Origin of the sequence: Ramlibacter monticola, from assembly GCF_016722785.1 — a bacterium.
Taxonomy (GTDB): Bacteria; Pseudomonadota; Gammaproteobacteria; order Burkholderiales; family Burkholderiaceae_C; genus Ramlibacter; species Ramlibacter monticola.
Window position 1 is genome coordinate 1,544,178 of record NZ_JAEQNE010000001.1, and the last position, 16,759, is coordinate 1,560,936.

14 protein-coding genes and 1 other RNA gene are annotated in these 16,759 nt (G+C 71.4%); 7 read left to right on the top strand and 8 right to left on the bottom strand.

From position 1 onward, the window contains the following. Window positions 1–60: 60 nt before the first annotated feature. Together JJ685_RS07455 and JJ685_RS07460 are read left to right on the top strand one after the other, a co-directional pair. Window positions 61–1,812, top strand: a complete 1,752-nt coding sequence (locus JJ685_RS07455) for a sensor domain-containing diguanylate cyclase (protein ID WP_201673543.1) — start codon at window positions 61–63, stop codon at window positions 1,810–1,812. Window positions 1,813–1,906: 94 nt separating this feature from the next. Then, window positions 1,907–3,514: a class I adenylate-forming enzyme family protein gene (locus JJ685_RS07460; protein ID WP_201673544.1), complete on the top strand. Its 1,608-nt coding sequence runs from the start codon at window positions 1,907–1,909 to the stop codon at window positions 3,512–3,514. Window positions 3,515–3,550: 36 nt separating this feature from the next. On the opposite strand, the gene JJ685_RS07465 is transcribed toward JJ685_RS07460, so the two are convergent. From JJ685_RS07465 to JJ685_RS07480, 4 genes are read right to left on the bottom strand one after another with little or no spacing between them, the layout of a single operon-like run. Beyond that, a complete protein-coding gene (locus JJ685_RS07465) occupies window positions 3,551–4,471 on the bottom strand; it encodes a tyrosine recombinase XerC (RefSeq protein ID WP_201673545.1) in 921 nt (306 codons plus the stop codon). 5 nt (window positions 4,472–4,476) lie between these two features. Further along, window positions 4,477–5,169 carry a DUF484 family protein gene (locus JJ685_RS07470; RefSeq protein ID WP_201673546.1) on the bottom strand — a complete coding sequence of 231 codons (693 nt, stop codon included), beginning with the start codon at window positions 5,167–5,169 and terminating at the stop codon, window positions 4,477–4,479. An 8-nt stretch (window positions 5,170–5,177) separates the two neighbouring features. Next, window positions 5,178–6,047, bottom strand: coding sequence for a diaminopimelate epimerase (dapF, locus tag JJ685_RS07475; RefSeq protein ID WP_201673547.1), 870 nt, complete (start codon window positions 6,045–6,047; stop codon window positions 5,178–5,180). A 7-nt stretch (window positions 6,048–6,054) separates the two neighbouring features. Then, window positions 6,055–6,693 (bottom strand): 2-hydroxychromene-2-carboxylate isomerase, encoded by a 639-nt coding sequence (locus JJ685_RS07480; RefSeq protein WP_201673548.1) that lies wholly within the window; start codon window positions 6,691–6,693, stop codon window positions 6,055–6,057. A 17-nt stretch (window positions 6,694–6,710) separates the two neighbouring features. Here JJ685_RS07480 and JJ685_RS07485 point away from each other — a divergent pair, with 17 nt between their 5' ends. Beyond that, window positions 6,711–8,213: an FAD/NAD(P)-binding protein gene (locus JJ685_RS07485; RefSeq protein WP_201673549.1), complete on the top strand. Its 1,503-nt coding sequence runs from the start codon at window positions 6,711–6,713 to the stop codon at window positions 8,211–8,213. A gap of 151 nt (window positions 8,214–8,364) precedes the next feature. Here JJ685_RS07485 and JJ685_RS07490 read toward each other — a convergent pair whose 3' ends face one another. Further along, complete coding sequence (locus tag JJ685_RS07490) at window positions 8,365–9,366, bottom strand: Bug family tripartite tricarboxylate transporter substrate binding protein (RefSeq protein WP_236598701.1); 1,002 nt, start codon at window positions 9,364–9,366, stop codon at window positions 8,365–8,367. A gap of 105 nt (window positions 9,367–9,471) precedes the next feature. On the opposite strand from JJ685_RS07490, the gene JJ685_RS07495 reads away from it, so the two are divergent. Beyond that, the gene (locus JJ685_RS07495) at window positions 9,472–10,011 is read left to right on the top strand and encodes a carboxymuconolactone decarboxylase family protein (protein ID WP_201673551.1); all 540 of its coding nucleotides are present in this window, start codon (window positions 9,472–9,474) and stop codon (window positions 10,009–10,011) included. A gap of 343 nt (window positions 10,012–10,354) precedes the next feature. On the opposite strand, the gene JJ685_RS07500 is transcribed toward JJ685_RS07495, so the two are convergent. Further along, window positions 10,355–11,332 (bottom strand): tripartite tricarboxylate transporter substrate binding protein, encoded by a 978-nt coding sequence (locus JJ685_RS07500; RefSeq protein WP_201673552.1) that lies wholly within the window; start codon window positions 11,330–11,332, stop codon window positions 10,355–10,357. A gap of 27 nt (window positions 11,333–11,359) precedes the next feature. Between JJ685_RS07500 and JJ685_RS07505 the strand changes: the two genes are divergently transcribed. The 3 genes from JJ685_RS07505 to JJ685_RS07515 are packed head-to-tail and all read left to right on the top strand — an operon-like array spanning window position 11,360 to window position 15,345. Continuing rightward, a complete protein-coding gene (locus JJ685_RS07505) occupies window positions 11,360–12,994 on the top strand; it encodes an MBL fold metallo-hydrolase (RefSeq protein WP_201673553.1) in 1,635 nt (544 codons plus the stop codon). 39 nt (window positions 12,995–13,033) lie between these two features. Continuing rightward, complete coding sequence (locus tag JJ685_RS07510; protein ID WP_201673554.1) at window positions 13,034–14,242, top strand: YjgN family protein; 1,209 nt, start codon at window positions 13,034–13,036, stop codon at window positions 14,240–14,242. Next, complete coding sequence (locus tag JJ685_RS07515) at window positions 14,242–15,345, top strand: M48 family metallopeptidase (RefSeq protein WP_201673555.1); 1,104 nt, start codon at window positions 14,242–14,244, stop codon at window positions 15,343–15,345. Before JJ685_RS07510 ends, JJ685_RS07515 begins: the two co-directional genes overlap by 1 nt. A gap of 4 nt (window positions 15,346–15,349) precedes the next feature. Here the strand turns inward: JJ685_RS07515 and rnpB are convergent. Together rnpB and htpX are read right to left on the bottom strand one after the other, a co-directional pair. Next, window positions 15,350–15,687, bottom strand: an RNA gene (rnpB, locus tag JJ685_RS07520) — RNase P RNA component class A. A 143-nt stretch (window positions 15,688–15,830) separates the two neighbouring features. Continuing rightward, on the bottom strand, window positions 15,831–16,700 hold the full coding sequence (htpX, locus tag JJ685_RS07525; RefSeq protein ID WP_201673556.1) for a protease HtpX: 870 nt from the start codon (window positions 16,698–16,700) through the stop codon (window positions 15,831–15,833). Window positions 16,701–16,759 lie beyond the last annotated feature (59 nt).

Genomic DNA, 16,759 nt, shown 5'->3' on the forward strand with positions numbered 1-16,759 from the left:
TTGTCGACTGGCAGCTCAGGCGTAAGAATGTGCAACAGAACTGCCGGAAGGAGAACGTCGATGGCGTGGAGGTCCCGGGTGTGCCGGGCGCTCGTGCTGCTGCTGTGGCTGGCCATGACGCTCGTGGCCGGCCGGGCCGCGGCCGGCCCCGTGCTCGCATTCGATCCGGGCCGCCAGCCGGTCATGCTGGCCCAGAGCGGCGAAGCCTGGGTGGACAACACCGGCGCCAAGTCCATCGCCAACGTGGCCGCCGACGCCCGCACCCCCTGGCACGCGACCGACCCGAGCACGATCTACCGGCTCGACAAGGGCCGGGTGCTCTGGGTGCGCTTCACCGTGCCCCCGACTCCCACCACGGAGCGCTGGTACCTCGAGGTCCCTTATCCCGGCGTGGACCGGGTCACCCTGTACGTGCAGAACGCCGCGGGCGAGTGGACGGAGCGCTCGGCGGGCGACAGCGTGCCGGTCGCCAACTGGCCGCTTCCGCACCGGCACCCCATCGTGCCGGTCGTCGTCTCGCCGCAGACGCCGCAGGTGCACTACGTGCGGGTCAAGAACGGCACCATGTTCGGCGCGCCCATGCAGTTCGTCAGCGACCAGCACGTGATGCGCAGCGAGCAGCGCATCTCGCTCGCCCTGGGCATCTATTTCGGCCTGGTGGCGCTCGCGGTGATGCTGTCCGTGGGCGGCGCGATCACCATGAAGGACCACGTCTACACCCTGTACGCGATGTCGGCGGTGCTGATGGCGCTGACCCAGGCGACGATCACGGGGGTGGCCGGCCTGCACGCGTGGGGCAACGCGACCTGGTGGAACAACCTCGCGCCGCAGGTGCTGCCGCTGTTCGCCATCGCCTCGCTGCAGCTGTTCCTGGCCGAACTGGTCTCCCTGCGCGAACGCTCGCGGCTGCTCTATCGCCTGATGGTCACCGGCGGCCTGCTGTCGCTGCCGCTGGCGGCCTACATGATGTCCACGCCGGAGACGATCGAGCGCATGCGCTTCATCATCGCCTACTTCGTCGCCGAGACCGTGGCCGGGCTCGGCGTCGTGGCGTGGACCGCGCTGCGCGGCGACCGCTACGCGCCCTGGCTGCTGGTGGGCGCGGCCCCCGTCGCGATCGGCGCCCTCTTTCCGCTGGCGCGCACCGCCGGCCTGCTGCCGATCGGCTTCTGGACCACGCACGGCATGCAGATCGCGATCGCCATCGAACTGCCGATCCTGCTGGTGGTGATGGTGCTGCGCAGCCAGCACCGGCGCGAGCACGTGCGACGCATCCACGGGCTGGACCGCATCGACCCCGCCACCGGCCTCATCAACGCCGCGGTCTTCCACGAGCGCCTGGTGCGGCTGATCGCGCGTTCGCAGCGGCTGAAATTCCGCAGCGCCATGCTGCTGGTGGACATCTCCAACATCGAGCAGATCCGGCGCGACTTCGATCCGGATTCGGCGCGCGAACTCACGCTGCGCGTGGCGGGCCGGCTGCTGTCGGTGGCGCGCGAGATCGACACGGTGGCGCGGCTGTCGGAGCACCGCTTCGGCGTGCTGATGGAAGGGCCGCTGCACGCCGAGGAAGTGGCCGAGGCCGGGCCGCGCATCGTGGCGCGCTGCCTGATGCCCTTCAAGGGGCATCCGCTCGAATGGTCGGCCCAGGTCCGCGTCGCCCAGGGGCTGATCCCCATGGATGGCACCGATCCCGTCCAGCTGCTCGGCCGCCTCGAGATGCTGCTGGCGGGTGCCCCCGCGGACAGCCGGCGCGCCGTGTTCATGCTGTCCAAGGCCGGCGGCCTGTCCACGCTCCTGCCCATCGCCTGAGCCATTTCCCACTCGGGAAAGTCCCGAGCCGCCCGCGCCGGCGGGGTGCGACAACTCTCTTTCGCCCGGCAGGGAGGCCGGGAGGGGCGTCCGCATGAACCGCAATCACTGGCCTGAAGTCCTCCTCCGCGACGAGCGGCATTTCGACGACCGCGTGCTGCGCTGCTTCGCCGAACGCCCGCCCCACCTGCCGGCCCTGCTGGCCGCCGCCGAGGCGCGGGACCCGGGCGCGCCCGCGCTCGTGGACGGCCCGCGCCGCTGGAACTGGCGAGCCCTGCGCGAGGAGAGCACCCGGCTCGCCGTGGGGCTGCGCAGGCTGGACGTGAAGGCGGGGGACCGGGTCGTGCTGCTGGCGCCGAACCGCGCCGAGTTCGTGATCGCCACCCACGCGGTGCTGCGGCTGGGGGCCGTGCTGGTGCCGGTCAGCATGCGCGAGGCCGGCCCCGGCATCGCCTTCATCCTCAACCAGTGCCGCGCCTCGGTCGTGATCGCCGACCCCGTGATGATGATGCTGGTGCCGCCGGCGCTCGCCGACGGCGAGCCGCTGCAGCGCGTGTGCCTGCCCGGCGCCAGCGCCAGCGACGGCTGGATGCGCTGGGAGACCTTGCTGGACCAGCCCACCGCCGGCTTCATGGACGCGGCCCCGGGCGAAGAGGAAGCGGCCGTGATCCTCTACACCTCGGGCACCACCGGCGCGCCCAAGGGGGCGGTGCTCGCGCACCTGAACCTGGTCCACTCGGTGCTGCACTACCGCCATGGCCTCGGCCTCCGCGCGGGCGAGTGCGGCCTGCTCGCCGTGCCAGGCTCGCACGTCACGGGGCTGGTGGCGCTGATCCTCGCGATGGCCGGCGTCGGCGGCAGCGTGGTGCTGCTGGCGGATTTCAAGGCGGCGGCCTCGCTGGCCCTGGTCGCGCGCGAACGCGTCACCTACACGCTGATGGTGCCGGCGATGTACGCACTGTGGCTGCGCGACCCGGCGCTGCGCGGAACCGATCTTTCGTCGCTGCGGCTGGCGGGCTTCGGCGGTGCGCCCATGGCGCCGGCCACCATCGAGGGCCTGCGCGCCAGTTGCCCGGGCATCCGCCTGTTCAACGCCTACGGCTCCACCGAGACCGCCTCGCCGGCAACCATGACCCCGCCCGGCTCCGACGTGCTGGAGGCGGTGGGCAAGCCGCTGCCCTGCGCCGACATCCGCGTGATGGACGAACAGGGCCGCGAGGTCCCGCGCGGCACGCCGGGCGAGGTGTGGATCGGCGGCCCCATGGTGGTGCCGCGCTACTGGGACAACCCCAAGGCCACGGCCGAGGGCTTCGCGGCGGGCTACTGGCAGTCGGGCGACATCGGCACCCTGGACGCGGAGGGCTACCTGCGCGTGCACGACCGCAAGAAGGACATGATCAACCGCGGCGGCTACAAGGTGTTCTCGGTGGAAGTCGAAAACTGCCTGGTGGGCCATCCCGCGGTGCAGGAAGCCGCGACAGTGGGCGTGCCCTGCCCCGTGCTGGGCGAACGCATCCACGCCTTCGTGTATGCGCCGGGCGCGAGCGACCGCGGCTCGCTGCGGGCGGAACTGGTGGCGCGCTGCAGGACGGAACTGGCGGACTACAAGACGCCGGACGGCTGGAGCTGGCTGGCGGAGCCCCTGCCGCGGAATGCGAATGGAAAGGTTTTGAAGAGGGCGTTGCGCGAGCAGGTGGTGTAGCTGGAGTCCCGCCGGCGAAGGAAGGACGGGCGGGGGCTACTTCCGCTTCGCCCGCGGGTGCGCCGCGTCGTACGCCTTCGCCAGGTGCTGGAAGTCCAGCCGCGTGTACACCTGCGTCGTTCCGATGTTCGCGTGCCCCAGCAACTCCTGCACCGCCCGCAGGTCGCCGCTCGACTGCAGCACGTGGCTGGCGAACGAATGCCGCAGCATGTGCGGATGCACCGGCGTGGCCAGCCCCGCCTGCAGGCTGCGCCGCTTCAGGCGCGCCCAGATCGCCTGCGCGCTCAGGCGCCCGCCGTTGCGGCCGATGAACAGCGCGGCGTCGCCCGCAGCCCGCCCCCCGGCACGCTGGTCCAGCCAGTGCCGCAGCGCCTCCAGCGCCTTGGACCCCACCGGCACGGTGCGCCGCTTGCTGCCCTTGCCCAGCACGTGCGCCTCGCCGGCCTGCGCGTCGATCCAGCCCTTCGCGCTGCCGCTGGCCTGCACGTCCAGGCCGACCAGCTCGCCCACGCGCAGGCCGCAGCCATAGAGCAGTTCGACGATCGCCGCATCGCGCGCTTCCAGCCAGGGATCGGCCGCGTCCTCGCTGAACTCGGCTAGCTGCACCGCGTCGTCGACACTCAGCGCCTTGGGCAGGGGCTTCGCCGCCTTGGGCGCGCGCACGTCCTGCACCGGATTGCTCTTGACCAGCCCCTCGCGCCCCAGCCAGGCATAGAAGCCCCGCCAGCCGGAGAGGATCAGCGCGATGCCGCGGCCGCTGCGGCGCCCGGCATGCATCTGGGCGACCCAGCGCCGCACGTGCGCGTTCTGCACCTCGCCAAGGGGCACGCCCGCCTTCGCGGCGTTCTCCGACAGCTTCTGCAGGTCCAGTGCATAGAGTTCGACCGTGCGCGCAGCCAGCCGCTTCTGCACGCGGACGTGTTCGAGGTACTTCTCGACCAGCCCGCCGTCGTCCATGGCACTCAGCGCGGGCGCAGCCGCGACAGCGCGGCACTCGCGAGTTCGGCGATGCGCTCGAGGAAGTCCGTCGCCATGCCCGGTTCGAAGCGCTGCGGGTCGGGCGAGGCCAGCACCAGCATGCCGAAGGCCGGCGCCACCCCGTTGACCGCGCCGGCCCGCAGGGGGATCAGCGCCAGCGACATCGCCGTGTCCGGCTGCTCCAGCCAGCCCACGGCCTCGATGCCGGTCACCACGCCGCAATACGGCTGGGCGAGCGAGGTGGCGAAGGCCCTGGCGTCCTCGCTGACGCCCTGCGCGAAGGGCTCTTCCCGGTAGCGCTCGTCCACCTCCCAGACCTTCAGCGCCACCTGCGGCACCATGAACTGGTTCTGCAGTTCGGTCACCAGCGTCGCCGGCAGGGCCCGCGAGGACGTCACGAGCAGCAGCGCGCGGGCCCAGCGGTGCACCCGGTCGGAGATCACCATGTTGTCGTTGCCGTGCCGCACCATGTCCATGATGCGGTGCTCCAGCGCCTTGATCTTGTCGCGCAGCATCTCGGCCTGGCGCTCCTGCAGGCTCACGGCGCGGTTGCCGTGCGGGCTGGTGAGCTGCACCGAGGCCAGCAGCTGCGCATGGCGCTCGAAGAAATCCGGGCTGTTGACCAGGTAGTTCGCGATGTCGTCTTCGGTGATCGGGGTCATCGGGTCGTGGGCCATCATCCTATTCAGTCCTGCAGTTCGATTTCGCCTTCGAAGACGGTCACCGCCGGCCCCGTCATGGACACGGGCGCCTCGCCGCCGGCCCATTCGATGGTGAGCAGGCCGCCGCGGGTCTCCACGTCCACGCGCGGGCCCAGGCGGCCCAGCCGGATGCCGGCCACCACCGCGGCGCAGGCGCCGGTGCCGCACGCGAGCGTCTCGCCCACCCCGCGCTCCCAGACCCGCAGCTTGATGCGGCCGCGGTCCACGACCTGCATGAATCCGGCGTTGACGCGCTTCGGGAAGCGCGGGTGGTTCTCGATCTCGGGGCCCTGGACGCACAGCGGCGCGGCTTCCACGTCGGCCACTTCCTGCACCGCGTGCGGGTTGCCCATGGAGAGCACCGCCACGGCGACGATCTCCGAGCCGGCCTCGACCTCCAGCGCGAGATGCCACTTCTGCCACTGGCCGTCGCGGTGCGGGCTCAGGCCCGCCGCATCGAAGGGCACGGCGGGCAGGTCGAACACCGGCGCGCCCATGTCCACGGTGACCCGGCCATCGGCATTGAGCCGGGGCTCGATCACGCCGGACAGCGTCTGCACCCGGATGCGCTCGCCGCGCACCAGCCCCTTGTCGACGACGTAGCGGGCGAAGCAGCGCGCGCCGTTGCCGCACTGCTCCACCTGGCCGCCATCGGCGTTGTGGATCACGTATTCGAAATCGACCCCCGGCGCCGGCGACGGCCGCACGCTCAGGATCTGGTCGGCGCCGACGCCGAAGTGGCGGTCGGCCAGTTGCCGGTACTGCTCCGGCGCGAGGTTCAGGCGCTGGCGTGTTTCGTCGAGCACGACGAAGTCGTTGCCCGCGCCCTGCATCTTGGTAAAGCGGATGCGCATGCGGCGATTATCCGCGCTGTCGCAGCTGCGCGAGCGCGCGGTCGACGAAGAAGAGGCGGTCCTGGCCCCACCAGCGCTCCGGGTGGCCGGGGATGATGAAGGTGGGCGCGCCGAACACACCCAGCCGCACCGCTTCCTCGCTGTAGGCACGGTATTGCTGCTGCACGGCCTCCGAGCGCTCCAGCGCCTGCAGCGCCGCGCCGTCGTAGCCGTTCTCCTCGGCGACCCGGATGCGCACGTCCGCGAGCGAGGTGTCGCGCTCCTCCGCCCACAGGGCTCGCAGCAGCGCGTGCGACAGCACGAAGGCGTCCAGCCCCTGCTGCTGCGCCGCGATCACCATCCAGCCGGCGTACTTGTTCCACTCGGGGTCCGCCGGCATGGACTGCGGATAGTGCTTCGGCTCGAGGTTCAGCGGCAGGCCCAGGTAGTCGCGCCAGCGCGCCAGTTCCTCGGCGTGGTAGCTGCGCCGCGCCGGCGGCCGCGTGCGGATCGGGATGCCGCCGGTCTGCACCACCACGGCCTGGAAGTCGTAGGGCTTCAGCACCAGCTTCACGCGATGGCGGCGGACGATGTCCTGCAACTGCGGCCCGGCAAAATAGGCCCACGGCGATGACAGGCTGTAATAGCAGTCCAGTTGAATCGTCATCCGCGGATTATCAGCCTGTGATCCCCTCCTTCTCCGAACTGCCGCCGGTCCCGGCGCAGTCCGTCGCCAGCGAACGCCAGCCCGAAGCTTTGGCGCGCCTGGCACGCGATGCTCGCGCCGACCTGGCCCGCCTGAACCTGCCGCCCGCGAACTGGGTCCCGTCCGCCGAGGGTCCCCAAGGTCAGGCCGTGCTCGACGTGCTGGTGGTGGGCGCCGGCATGTGCGGCCAGACCGCCGCCTGCGCGCTGCTGCGCGAGGGCGTCGCCAACGTGCGCGTGATCGACCGCGCCGCCCGCGGCGAGGAAGGGCCCTGGGGCACCTATGCCCGCATGGTCACCCTGCGCAGCCCCAAGCACCTGACCGGCCCCGACCTGGGCGTCCCCTCCCTGACCTTCCGCGCCTGGTACGAGGCGCAGCACGGCGAGGCAGGCTGGGCGGCGCTGCACAAGGTGGGCCGGCTGGACTGGCGCGACTACCTGCTGTGGGTGCGCGACACGGTCGGCCTGCGCGTGGACAACGGCGTCTCGCTGGTCTCGCTGGAGGACGAGGCGGGGCTGCTGCGGGCCCGCCTGCAATCCGCCGCCGGCCCCGAGACCGTGTGGGCGCGCAAGGTGGTGCTGGCCCTCGGGCGCGAAGGCAGCGGCGCCCCGCGCTGGCCTGCGTTCTCCTCCCTGCGCCGCGAGGACCCGCTGGCGGCCGGCCGCGTGTTCCACTCCGCCGACGCGATCCCCTTCGAGGCGCTGCGCGGGCGCCGGATCGGCGTGCTGGGCGCGGGCGCCTCCGCCTTCGACAATGCGGCCTGCGCGCTGGAGGCGGGCGCGCGCGTGGAGCTGTTCGCGCGCCGACCCTTCCTGCCGCAGGTGAACAAGAGCAAGTGGACCTCGTTCCCGGGCTTCTTCCGCGGCTATGAGTCGCTCGATGACCAGCGCAAGTGGCGCTTCTACACCTACATCTTCGACGAGCAGGTGCCGCCGCCGTGGGAGACCGTGCGGCGCTGCGATGCGCATGCGGGCTTCGGCGCGCGCCTGGCGACGCCGTGGCTGGACGTGCAGCCGCAGCGCGATGGCGTCCGCGTCGTGACGCCGCAGGGCAGCGAGCAGTTCGATGCGGTCCTCTTCGGCACCGGCTTCGACGTGGACCTGCTGGAGCGCCCGGAACTGGCCCGCTACGTCGATGCGATCGACACCTGGGCCCGGCACGTGCGGCCGGAGCAGGCGGCGGCGCACCCGGAGGCGGCGCGCTTCCCCTATCTCGGTCCCGGCTTCGAACTGCGCGGGTCCGGCGCAGCGCATGCGCAGGCCCTCGCGGGCATCCACCTGTTCAACTGGGGCAGCACGATGAGCCAGGGCGCGCTGGCCGGGGACATCCCCGGCCTGGCGATCGGCGCGGGGCGGCTGGCGCAATCCATCGCGCGCGACCTGTTCGTGGCCGATGCGGACCTGCACTGGGCGCGCCTGCAGGCGCTGGAGGAGCCGGAGTTGCTGCCGACGCGCTGGTATGTGCCGCCGGGGGAGCGGTGAGGGTGTAGGAAAACAAACCAGACAACCGAACGCAGAGGGCGCAGAAGTACGCAAAAGCCGCAGAACAAACCTTCAAAGGATTTTTCTGCGCCCTCTGCGGACCCTCTGCGCCCTCTGCGTTCGGTTGTCTGGTTTTCGCCTGCTCAGCGCCCTACTCGATCGAGATGTTCGCCGCCCGCACCACCTCCGCCCACTTCTGGCGGTTGTTGCGCACCGTCACCCGGAACTGCTCCGGCGTCTCCAGCCGCACCGTGTTGCCCGCGCCCTCCAGCCTGGCGCGGATCTCCGGTTGCTGCAGCACCTGGCGCACCGCGGCATTCAGCTTGCCGACCACGGCCGGATCCGTCCCCTTCGGAGCGAACAGCGCGAACCAGGTGGAGCTGTCGAAGGCCTGCGTGCCCGGGATTCCGCTTTCGGCGATCGCGGGCACTTCCTGCACGGCGGCCACGCGCTTCGGCGTCGTCACGCCCAGCAGCCGCACCTTGCCCGCCTTGTACTGCGTCAGCACGGTCTGCACCTGGTTCATGATGCAGCAGGTCTCGCCCTTCAGCACCGCCTGCATGGCCTCGGGCCCGCCCTTGTAGGGCACGTGCACCATGTTCAGCCCCAGCCGCGAATTCAGTTCGGCGAAGGCCATGTGCGTGCCGGTGCCCTGCCCCGTCGAGGCGTAGTTGTACTTGCCGGGATTGGCGCGAACCAGGTCCACGAACTCCTTCAGCGTCTTCACGTCCATCACCTCGGGATTGATGGTGAGCACGTTGGACACGTCCAGGATGGGCGCCACCGGCACGAAGTCGGCCTCGACGTCGAAGGGCAGCTTCTTGTAGAGGGCGGCGTTCACGCCGTGCGTGGCGGCGGTGCCGAACACCAGCGTGTAGCCGTCCGGCCTGGCGCGCGACACGTATTCGCTCGCCACGTTGCCGGCCGCGCCCACCTTGTAGTCGATCACCACCGGCTGCCCCAGCGCCTTGCCGAGCGGCTCCTGGATCGTGCGCGCCACCACGTCCACGCCGGAGCCGGCCGGGAAGGTCATGACGAAGGTGACGGGGTGCTGCGGCCAGTCGGCGGGCGCCTGGGCGAAGGCGGCGAGGGACAGGGCGGACAGGACGGACAGGGCCGCGGCGAAGACGCGGCGTGCGATCGGCAGGCGCATGAAGCGAAGGCTCCGGAATGGTCGATACCCCATTCTGGCAAGCCGCGCGCCTCCGTGCCACCAGAAGCTTATTCTTGCGGGTCGATCCCTGGACGAGAGAGAGCCATGCGCATCCCCGACTGGACCCCCGAACGCAAGCCGCAGCCGCAGGAACTGGTACAGGCAATCCTGGAGCGTCGCGGCGGCGCCCTCCTGAACCTGGACCGCGCCCTGCTCTGGAGCGAGCCGCTCGCGCGCGGCTGGAACACCTACCTGAAGGCCGTGCGCACGGGCCTCGGCGCGAGCCGGCAGTTGCGCGAGCTGGGCATCTGCACCGTGGCGCTCCTCACCGGCGCGCACTATGAGTACCACCACCACGCGCCGGACTACCTGGCCGCCGGCGGCACGCAGGCCGGGCTGGACGCGCTGCAGGCCTACGTGCGCTCCGGTGCGCGCGGCGAGCCGCAGGGGCTGGCGGGCGACGAGGCGCTGGTGGCGCAGTACGCAGCGCAGATGACGCGGGACGTGAAGGTCGAGGACGCGCTGTTCGCGCGCATGCAGGCGCGCTTCGACACGACGGAACTGGTGGAGATCACCTCCGCCATCGCGACGTACAACATGGTCGCGCGCTTCCTGCTGGCGCTCGGTGTCACCCCGGAAGACTGAGGCGCTTTGGCTTCTGCCTGCGCTGCCGTCGCGGTGAGGCTTCCACGTACGCTGTCGCCTGCGTCCGTTGCCTCGGCGCCGGATCGGAGGGCGGTCGAGAAGGCCAGGGCCTCCGGAGATCGCGCTCGGCAGGGCCGGGACGGGTCACTGTCCGACTCGGCGACATAAAGGAGGAGGCGCGGGCGCGGCCCTCGTCCGGGCCGGGGCTCTCATCCGCGCCGGGGGACAGTCGCAGAGGCGGACAGTGGCCCGTCCCGGCCCGGCGCAGAAGCAGCGGGCACCATGGCGGCCGCCGCGGTTCCCGCCTCGCCTCGCCCCGTCCCGTCCCGTCCCGCTCGCAAGCCTACTCCGGCTTGATGTTGTTCTCCTTCACCACCACCGCCCACGTCTCGATCTGCCGGTCGATGAACGCCGTGGCCGCCTCCGGGCTGCCGCCCATGAGCGCGATGCCCTGGCCGGCGAGCTTCTGCGCGATCTCCGGCACCTGCAGCGCCTTGTTGATCTCGTCGTTCATGCGGTGCACGATCTCCGGCGGCACCCTGGCCGAGGCCAGCACGCCCCACCACGCACGCGCGTCGAAGTCGGGGAAGCCGCTCTCCGCCACCGTGGGCACGTCGGGCAGTTCCGGCGCGCGCTTCGCGGTGGTCACCGCCAGCGGCCGCAGCCGCTTGCTGTCGATGTGCGGCTTGGTCACGAACACCGAGGCCACCGACAGCGGCACGTGGCCGGCCACGGCATCCTGCATCAGCGGCCCGCCGCCCTTGTAGGGCACGTGCGTCATCTCCAGGCCGCCGCGGCGCACGAGCATGGCCATGGCCAGGTGGCTCAGGCTGCCGGAGCCGACCGAGCCGAAGCTGATGTTCTTCTTCCCCTTCGCCGCCGCCAGCACGTCGGCGAAAGTCTTGTACTCGGAGGCGGCCGGCGTGGCGATCACCATGGGCGCGGTGCCGATCACGATCACGGGCGCGATGTCCTTGCGCGTGTCGTAGGGCATGCTGGGCATCAGGCTCGGGTTGACGCCGTGGGTGTCGAACACCACCGCATACGTGTAGCCGTCCGGCGGCGCCGACAGCACGGCGTGCGTGCCGATCACGCCGGAGGCGCCCACCTTGTTCTCGACGATCACCGTCTGCCCGAGCTGCGTCGTCAGTTGCTGCGCCAGGATGCGGGAGACCTGGTCGACCGAGCCGCCGGGCGGGAACACGGCGACCAGCCTGACCGGCTGCCGCTTCGGCCAGTCCCCGGTCTGGGCCTGCAGGGGCGCGGCGGCGCAGGCCAGCAGCGCCAGCGCGGCGAAGAGGATGCGGCGGGTCGGGTTCACGGGCACCTCCGTGATGTAATCGCCGGCATGGTACGAGCCAGCCAGCTTCTGCACCCTCCGCGTGAACCCGCAGTGCCGCGCCCGGCGGCCACCGTCCTGCTGCTGCGCGACGGCGAAGCCGGGCTCGAGGTCCTGATGACCCGCCGCTCCCCCACCGCCAGCTTCGCGCCCGGCGCCTACGTGTTCCCCGGCGGCGGCATCGACGCCGCCGACGCGCAGGCGCACGGGCTCGCGGCGCGGCGCCCCACGCAGTCGGACGAACGCCTGACCCAGGCGATCGCCGCGATCCGCGAGAGCTTCGAGGAGCTGGGCGTGCTGCTGGCCCGGCATGCCGACGGCAGCCCCGTCGCCCCGGGCGAAGTCGCCGGCCTCGACCGCCACGCGCCCTTCGCTCCCCAGTGCCACCAGCGCGGACTGGTGCTCGCCGCCGACGAGGTCTTCCTGCTGGCGCACTGGATCACCGACCGCGACCTGCCGCGCCGCTTCGACGTGCCCTTCCTGGTCGCGCGCATGCCGCCCGGCCAGTCGCCGGTGGCCGACGAGGCGGAGCAGTTCGAACCCGTGTGGGTGCGCCCCGCCGACGCGCTGGAGCGGCACCGGGCCGGCCAGTTCTTCATGATCTTCCCGACCATCCGCACGCTGGAGCGCCTGCGCCCCTACGGCACGGTGGACGGCGTGCTGGCCGCCTGCGCCAGCGAGCAGCCGCTGTGGACCAGCTGCCCGCGCGCCGGCTTCGTGCAGGGCGCGGAGGCGCGCTTCATGGAGCACGAGATGCAGTACGGCGAACTGGCCCTCGTCTGCCCCGACGGCCAGCTGCTGCACCACCTGGACTGGCGCACCGACCAGCCCGTGCCGCTGCTGAAGAACGTCACCCGCGTGACCGCGCCCAATCCGGGCGTGATGACCGGCCCCGGCACCAACAGCTACCTGGTGGGCGACCCCGAGACCGGCTACATCGCCATCGATCCGGGCCCGGAGGACGCCGAACACCAGCAGCGCCTCTGGCGCGCCGCGGGCGGCGACATCCGCCTGATCGTGTGCACCCATTCGCATCCGGACCACTCGCCGGGGGCGCGTCCGCTGCAGGCGATGTGCCGCAACCAGCCGCCGATCTACGGGCTGCCCTCCGCTCCCACCGCGCGCGCCGCCAGCGAATTCACGCCCGACCGGGTGCTCGCCGACGGCGAGGTCCTCAGTGTCGCGGGCGCCGGGCAGCAGCACAGCCTGCTGGCGATCCACACGCCGGGCCATGCCGCCAACCACGTCTGCCTGGTCCTGCTGGAAGACGGCCTGCTGTTCTCCGGCGACCACGTGCTCAATGGCAGCACCACGGTGGTGGACCCCCCGGACGGCGACATGAACGCGTACATCGATTCGCTGGACCGCCTGATGGCCGCGTGCGACCGCCACGGCATCGAGTTCATCCTGCCCGCGCACGGCCACGTCCTCGGCCCCGCCCGCAAGGCCATCGAGCAGCTCAAGGCGCACCGGCTGCACCGCGAGTCGCGCGTGGTCGCCGCCATGCGCGAGCGCCCCGGCGGCACGCTGGACGACTGGGTGGAACTGGCCTACGCCGACGTGCCGCCGCGCATGTGGCCGATGGCCAGGCGCTCGCTGCTGGCGCACGTGCAACGGATCGAGGCGCTGCAACTCGCCGGCTGACCGTCCCCGGCTACACTGGCCGCAGTGGGGGGGAGGGCTATGGCGGACAACATGGTGCGGCCGGGCGCGCGGCCGGGCATCGACAGCTACCCGGTGGAGTTCTCGGGCAGCGGCGGCGAGTACTTCCGCGTCTGGATCGTCAACGTGCTGCTGTCGGTGGTGACGCTCGGCTTCTACACGCCGTTCGCCCGCCGCCGCACCGCGCAGTACTTCTACGGCCACACCGTGGTGGCCGGCAGCCCGCTCGAATTCACGGCGCAGCAGCGCAAGATGGTGATCGGCTTCGTGCTGCTGGTCGTGCTCTATGGCGCCTTCAAGTTCGCGGAACAGACCGGGCAGGACACTGTCGCTTCGCTCATGCTGCTGGCCGGCGCCGCGCTGGTGCCCTGGTTCTGGGGCAGCGCGATGCGCTTCCGCCTCAACGCCACGCGCTGGCGCGGCGTGCGCCTGCAGTTCACCGGCAGCTGGGGCGAGGTGTACCGCGCGAGCTGGCCCCTGTTCGTGATCGCGCTGGCCTGGATCGCGGCCTTCATGTCGATCGGGGCGCTGTGGCCGGAAGACGGATCGCCCGGGGCGCGGCTGGCGGTGCGGCTGTCCATCCTGTTCGCCCACGTGCTCGCCGCCGTGCTCGCCACGGTCGCCTGCCTGATGCGCCTCGAGTACAACTACAAGAGCCTGCTGGTGCTGCGCGGGCGCATCGGCGGCCAGCCCGGGCGCTGGAAGCCGGTGTTCGGCGACTTCGTTCGGATCTGGCTCGCCACGGTGGGCGTGTTCCTGCTGACGCTGCTGGTGGTGGGCGTCGTGCTCGCGCTGGGCCTCGGCGGGTCGATCGCCGCCCTGGCGAGCCTGAAGAAGCCGGGCTTCCTGGCGGTCCTGATCGGCCTGGCCATCGCCGTCGGCACGGTGCTGCTGCTGTTCCTCGCCTCGGCCCCGGCGCGCGCCTACCGCGAGGCGCGCATGTTCCAGCTGGTGTGGAACAACATCGGCGTCAGCCAGGTCGCCCGCTTCCGCTGCCAGCTGCGCGCCGGCCGCTACATGGGCCTGCGCCTGCGCAACGTGTTCCTCACGCTGCTGACCCTCGGCTTCTTCCGCCCCTTCGCGGTGGTCGCCGAATACCGCATGAGGACCGAGTCCGTGACGCTGCACGTCAAGGGCGGGCTCGACCAGCTCGCCGGCCAGCTGGCGCGCGAGGAACAGGGCCTGGGCGACGCCATCGCCGACGCGGTGGGGCTGGGGCTGGTCGGCTGATGGACCCGGTGCTGCGCGGCGCCTGGTTCGACGGGCGCAGCAGCCGCGCCCGCGAGGTCGGCGTGCGGCTCGCGCCGGGCCCCCGCGGTCCCACGCTGGCCCTAGAGGCGCTCGATGGCGGCAGCGTGCCGCCGCCGCTGCGGCACGACCAGGTCGGCTGGCCCGAGGCCTGGAGCAGCCGCCGGGCGCCGCGCAAGGTGGTGGTGGACCTCGGGGACCACGGCAGCCTGGAGATCGCGGACGCGGCCGGCTGGCAGGCGGCCGTGCAGGCGGCAGGCCACCGGGCTCCGCTGGCGCAGCGCATGCAGACGCGCTGGAGCGCCTTCCTGCTGGTGCTCGCCGTGGTGGCCGGCGTCCTGCTCGCCTTCTATCGCTGGGGCACGCCCTGGGCCGCGACGCAGCTCACGCGGCAGGTGCCGCTGGAATGGGAGCTCGGGCTGTCGCAGCGTGTCCTGGCCGACATGGACACGAGCTGGCTCAAGCCCAGCAAGCTGCCGCCGCAGCGCCAGGCCGAACTGCGCGCGCGCTTCGAGGCGCTGGCGGCGCAGGTCGCGCCGCCGCTGCGCCGCTATGCCGGCTACCAGCCGCGACTGGTGCTGCAGTTCCGCTCCGGCATGCCGCCCAATGCCTTCGCCCTGCCGGGCGGCACCATCGTGATGACCGACGCGATGGTGCAGCAGGCCGCGGACCAGAAGCTGTCCGACGACGCGCTCGTCGGGGTACTCGCCCACGAGATCGGCCACGTGATGCACCGGCACACGACGCGCATGATCGTGGAACAGGGCGTGCTGAACATCGGCCTGGGGCTGGCGCTGGGCGATGTCTCGGCGCTGGTGTCCACGGGCGCTTCGCTGCTCACGGGGCTGGCCTACCGGCGCGGACACGAGGCGGAAGCGGACTGCTTCGCGGCGGGCCTGATGCGGCATGCCGGCCTGCCGTCCGCGCCGATGGCGGACCTGCTGCTCGGGATCGACGCGGGAGCGGGGGGCGAGAAGGCGGCGCGCAGGGAAGGCCCCTCGTGGATGAACCTCCTGAGCAGCCATCCCGACACGGCGCTGCGCGCGCGGGAACTCAAGGAAGGACACGCGCAGGCGTGCCGATAGAAAAGTGTGAAGCCCGCCGATACGCCGGATCTTGTGCGCCTGGTCGCCCAGGCGTGACCGCCATTCATCTGGGCCGGGGGTCACCCCGCCGGCTCGGTGCTACCTACCCGCCAGCTCCGCGGGACCACGTCGCCGCTGGCCTATTTGGTATTGCTGCGCGTAGAGATTGCCCGTTTCACCCCTCCATCCCCGGCTTGCGCCGAAGACAAAGGACTCGTCTCTGTTGCTCTGATCCTCACCTCGCGGTGGGCAGGTGTTACCTGCTACGCTGCCCTGTGCAGTCCGGACGTTCCTCCAGTGCGGCCTTTCGGCGATTGCACCAGCGGCGGCCTGGCGGGCTTCACGCCGACGATTATCCCGCAACGCGGCACACCCTCGTTCCCGCTGGGGCGGGAATCCAGGGCTTTGAAAAGAAAAGAGCCCGCGTGCGCGGGCCCTTCACTGGTTTCCCCGCCTCGCGGGGATGACGGCAGGAACGGGCGCGCTTACGCGCTCTGCTGCAGCGCCGCGATCCGCTCCTCGATCGGCGGGTGCGTCGAGAACAGCTTGCCCACGCCCGACGTGATGCCGAAGGCCTGGATGCTCTTGGGCAGTTCGCCCGGCACCATGCCGCCCAGGCGCGCCAGCGCATTGATCATGGGCTGGCGACGGCCCATCAGCTGGGCGGAGCCGCGGTCGGCGCGGAACTCGCGCTGCCGCGAGAACCAGGCCACGATGATGGCCGCCAGGAAACCCAGCACGATGTCCAGCACGATGGTCGTGATCATGTAGCCGATGCCGGGCCCGCGACGCTCCTCGCCGCGGCTCAGCCAGCTGTCCACCAGGTAGCCGATCACGCGCGAGGCGAACACCACGAAGGTGTTCATCACGCCCTGGATCAGCGTCATGGTGACCATGTCGCCGTTGGCGATGTGCGCCACCTCGTGGCCGATCACGGCCTCGACCTCCTCGCGGGTCATGCCTTGCAGCAGGCCGGTGGAGACGGCGACCAGCGCGCTGTTCTTGAAGGCGCCGGTGGCGAAGGCGTTCGGGTCGCCGTGGAACACGCCGACTTCGGGCATGCCGATCTGCGCCTGGTCGGCGAAGCGGCGCACCGTGTCGACGATCCAGCGCTCGTCGGGGCCTTCGCTGCCGTCGATCACCTGGACGCCGGAGCTCCACTTGGCGATCGGCTTGGACAGCAGCAGGGAGATGATCGCGCCGCCGAAACCCATGATGAGGGCATAGCCCAGGAGGGCGCCGAGGTTGAGCCCGTTCGCGGTGAGATAGCGGTTGACGCCCAGCAGGCTGGCGACGACGCCCAGCACCACCACCACCGCCAGGTTGGTCAGGACGAACAGGAGGATGCGTTTCATTGTCTGGAAAACTCCGAAGGGTGGAACACGTTCACCCCACGCGCCTCCAGATGAGGCTG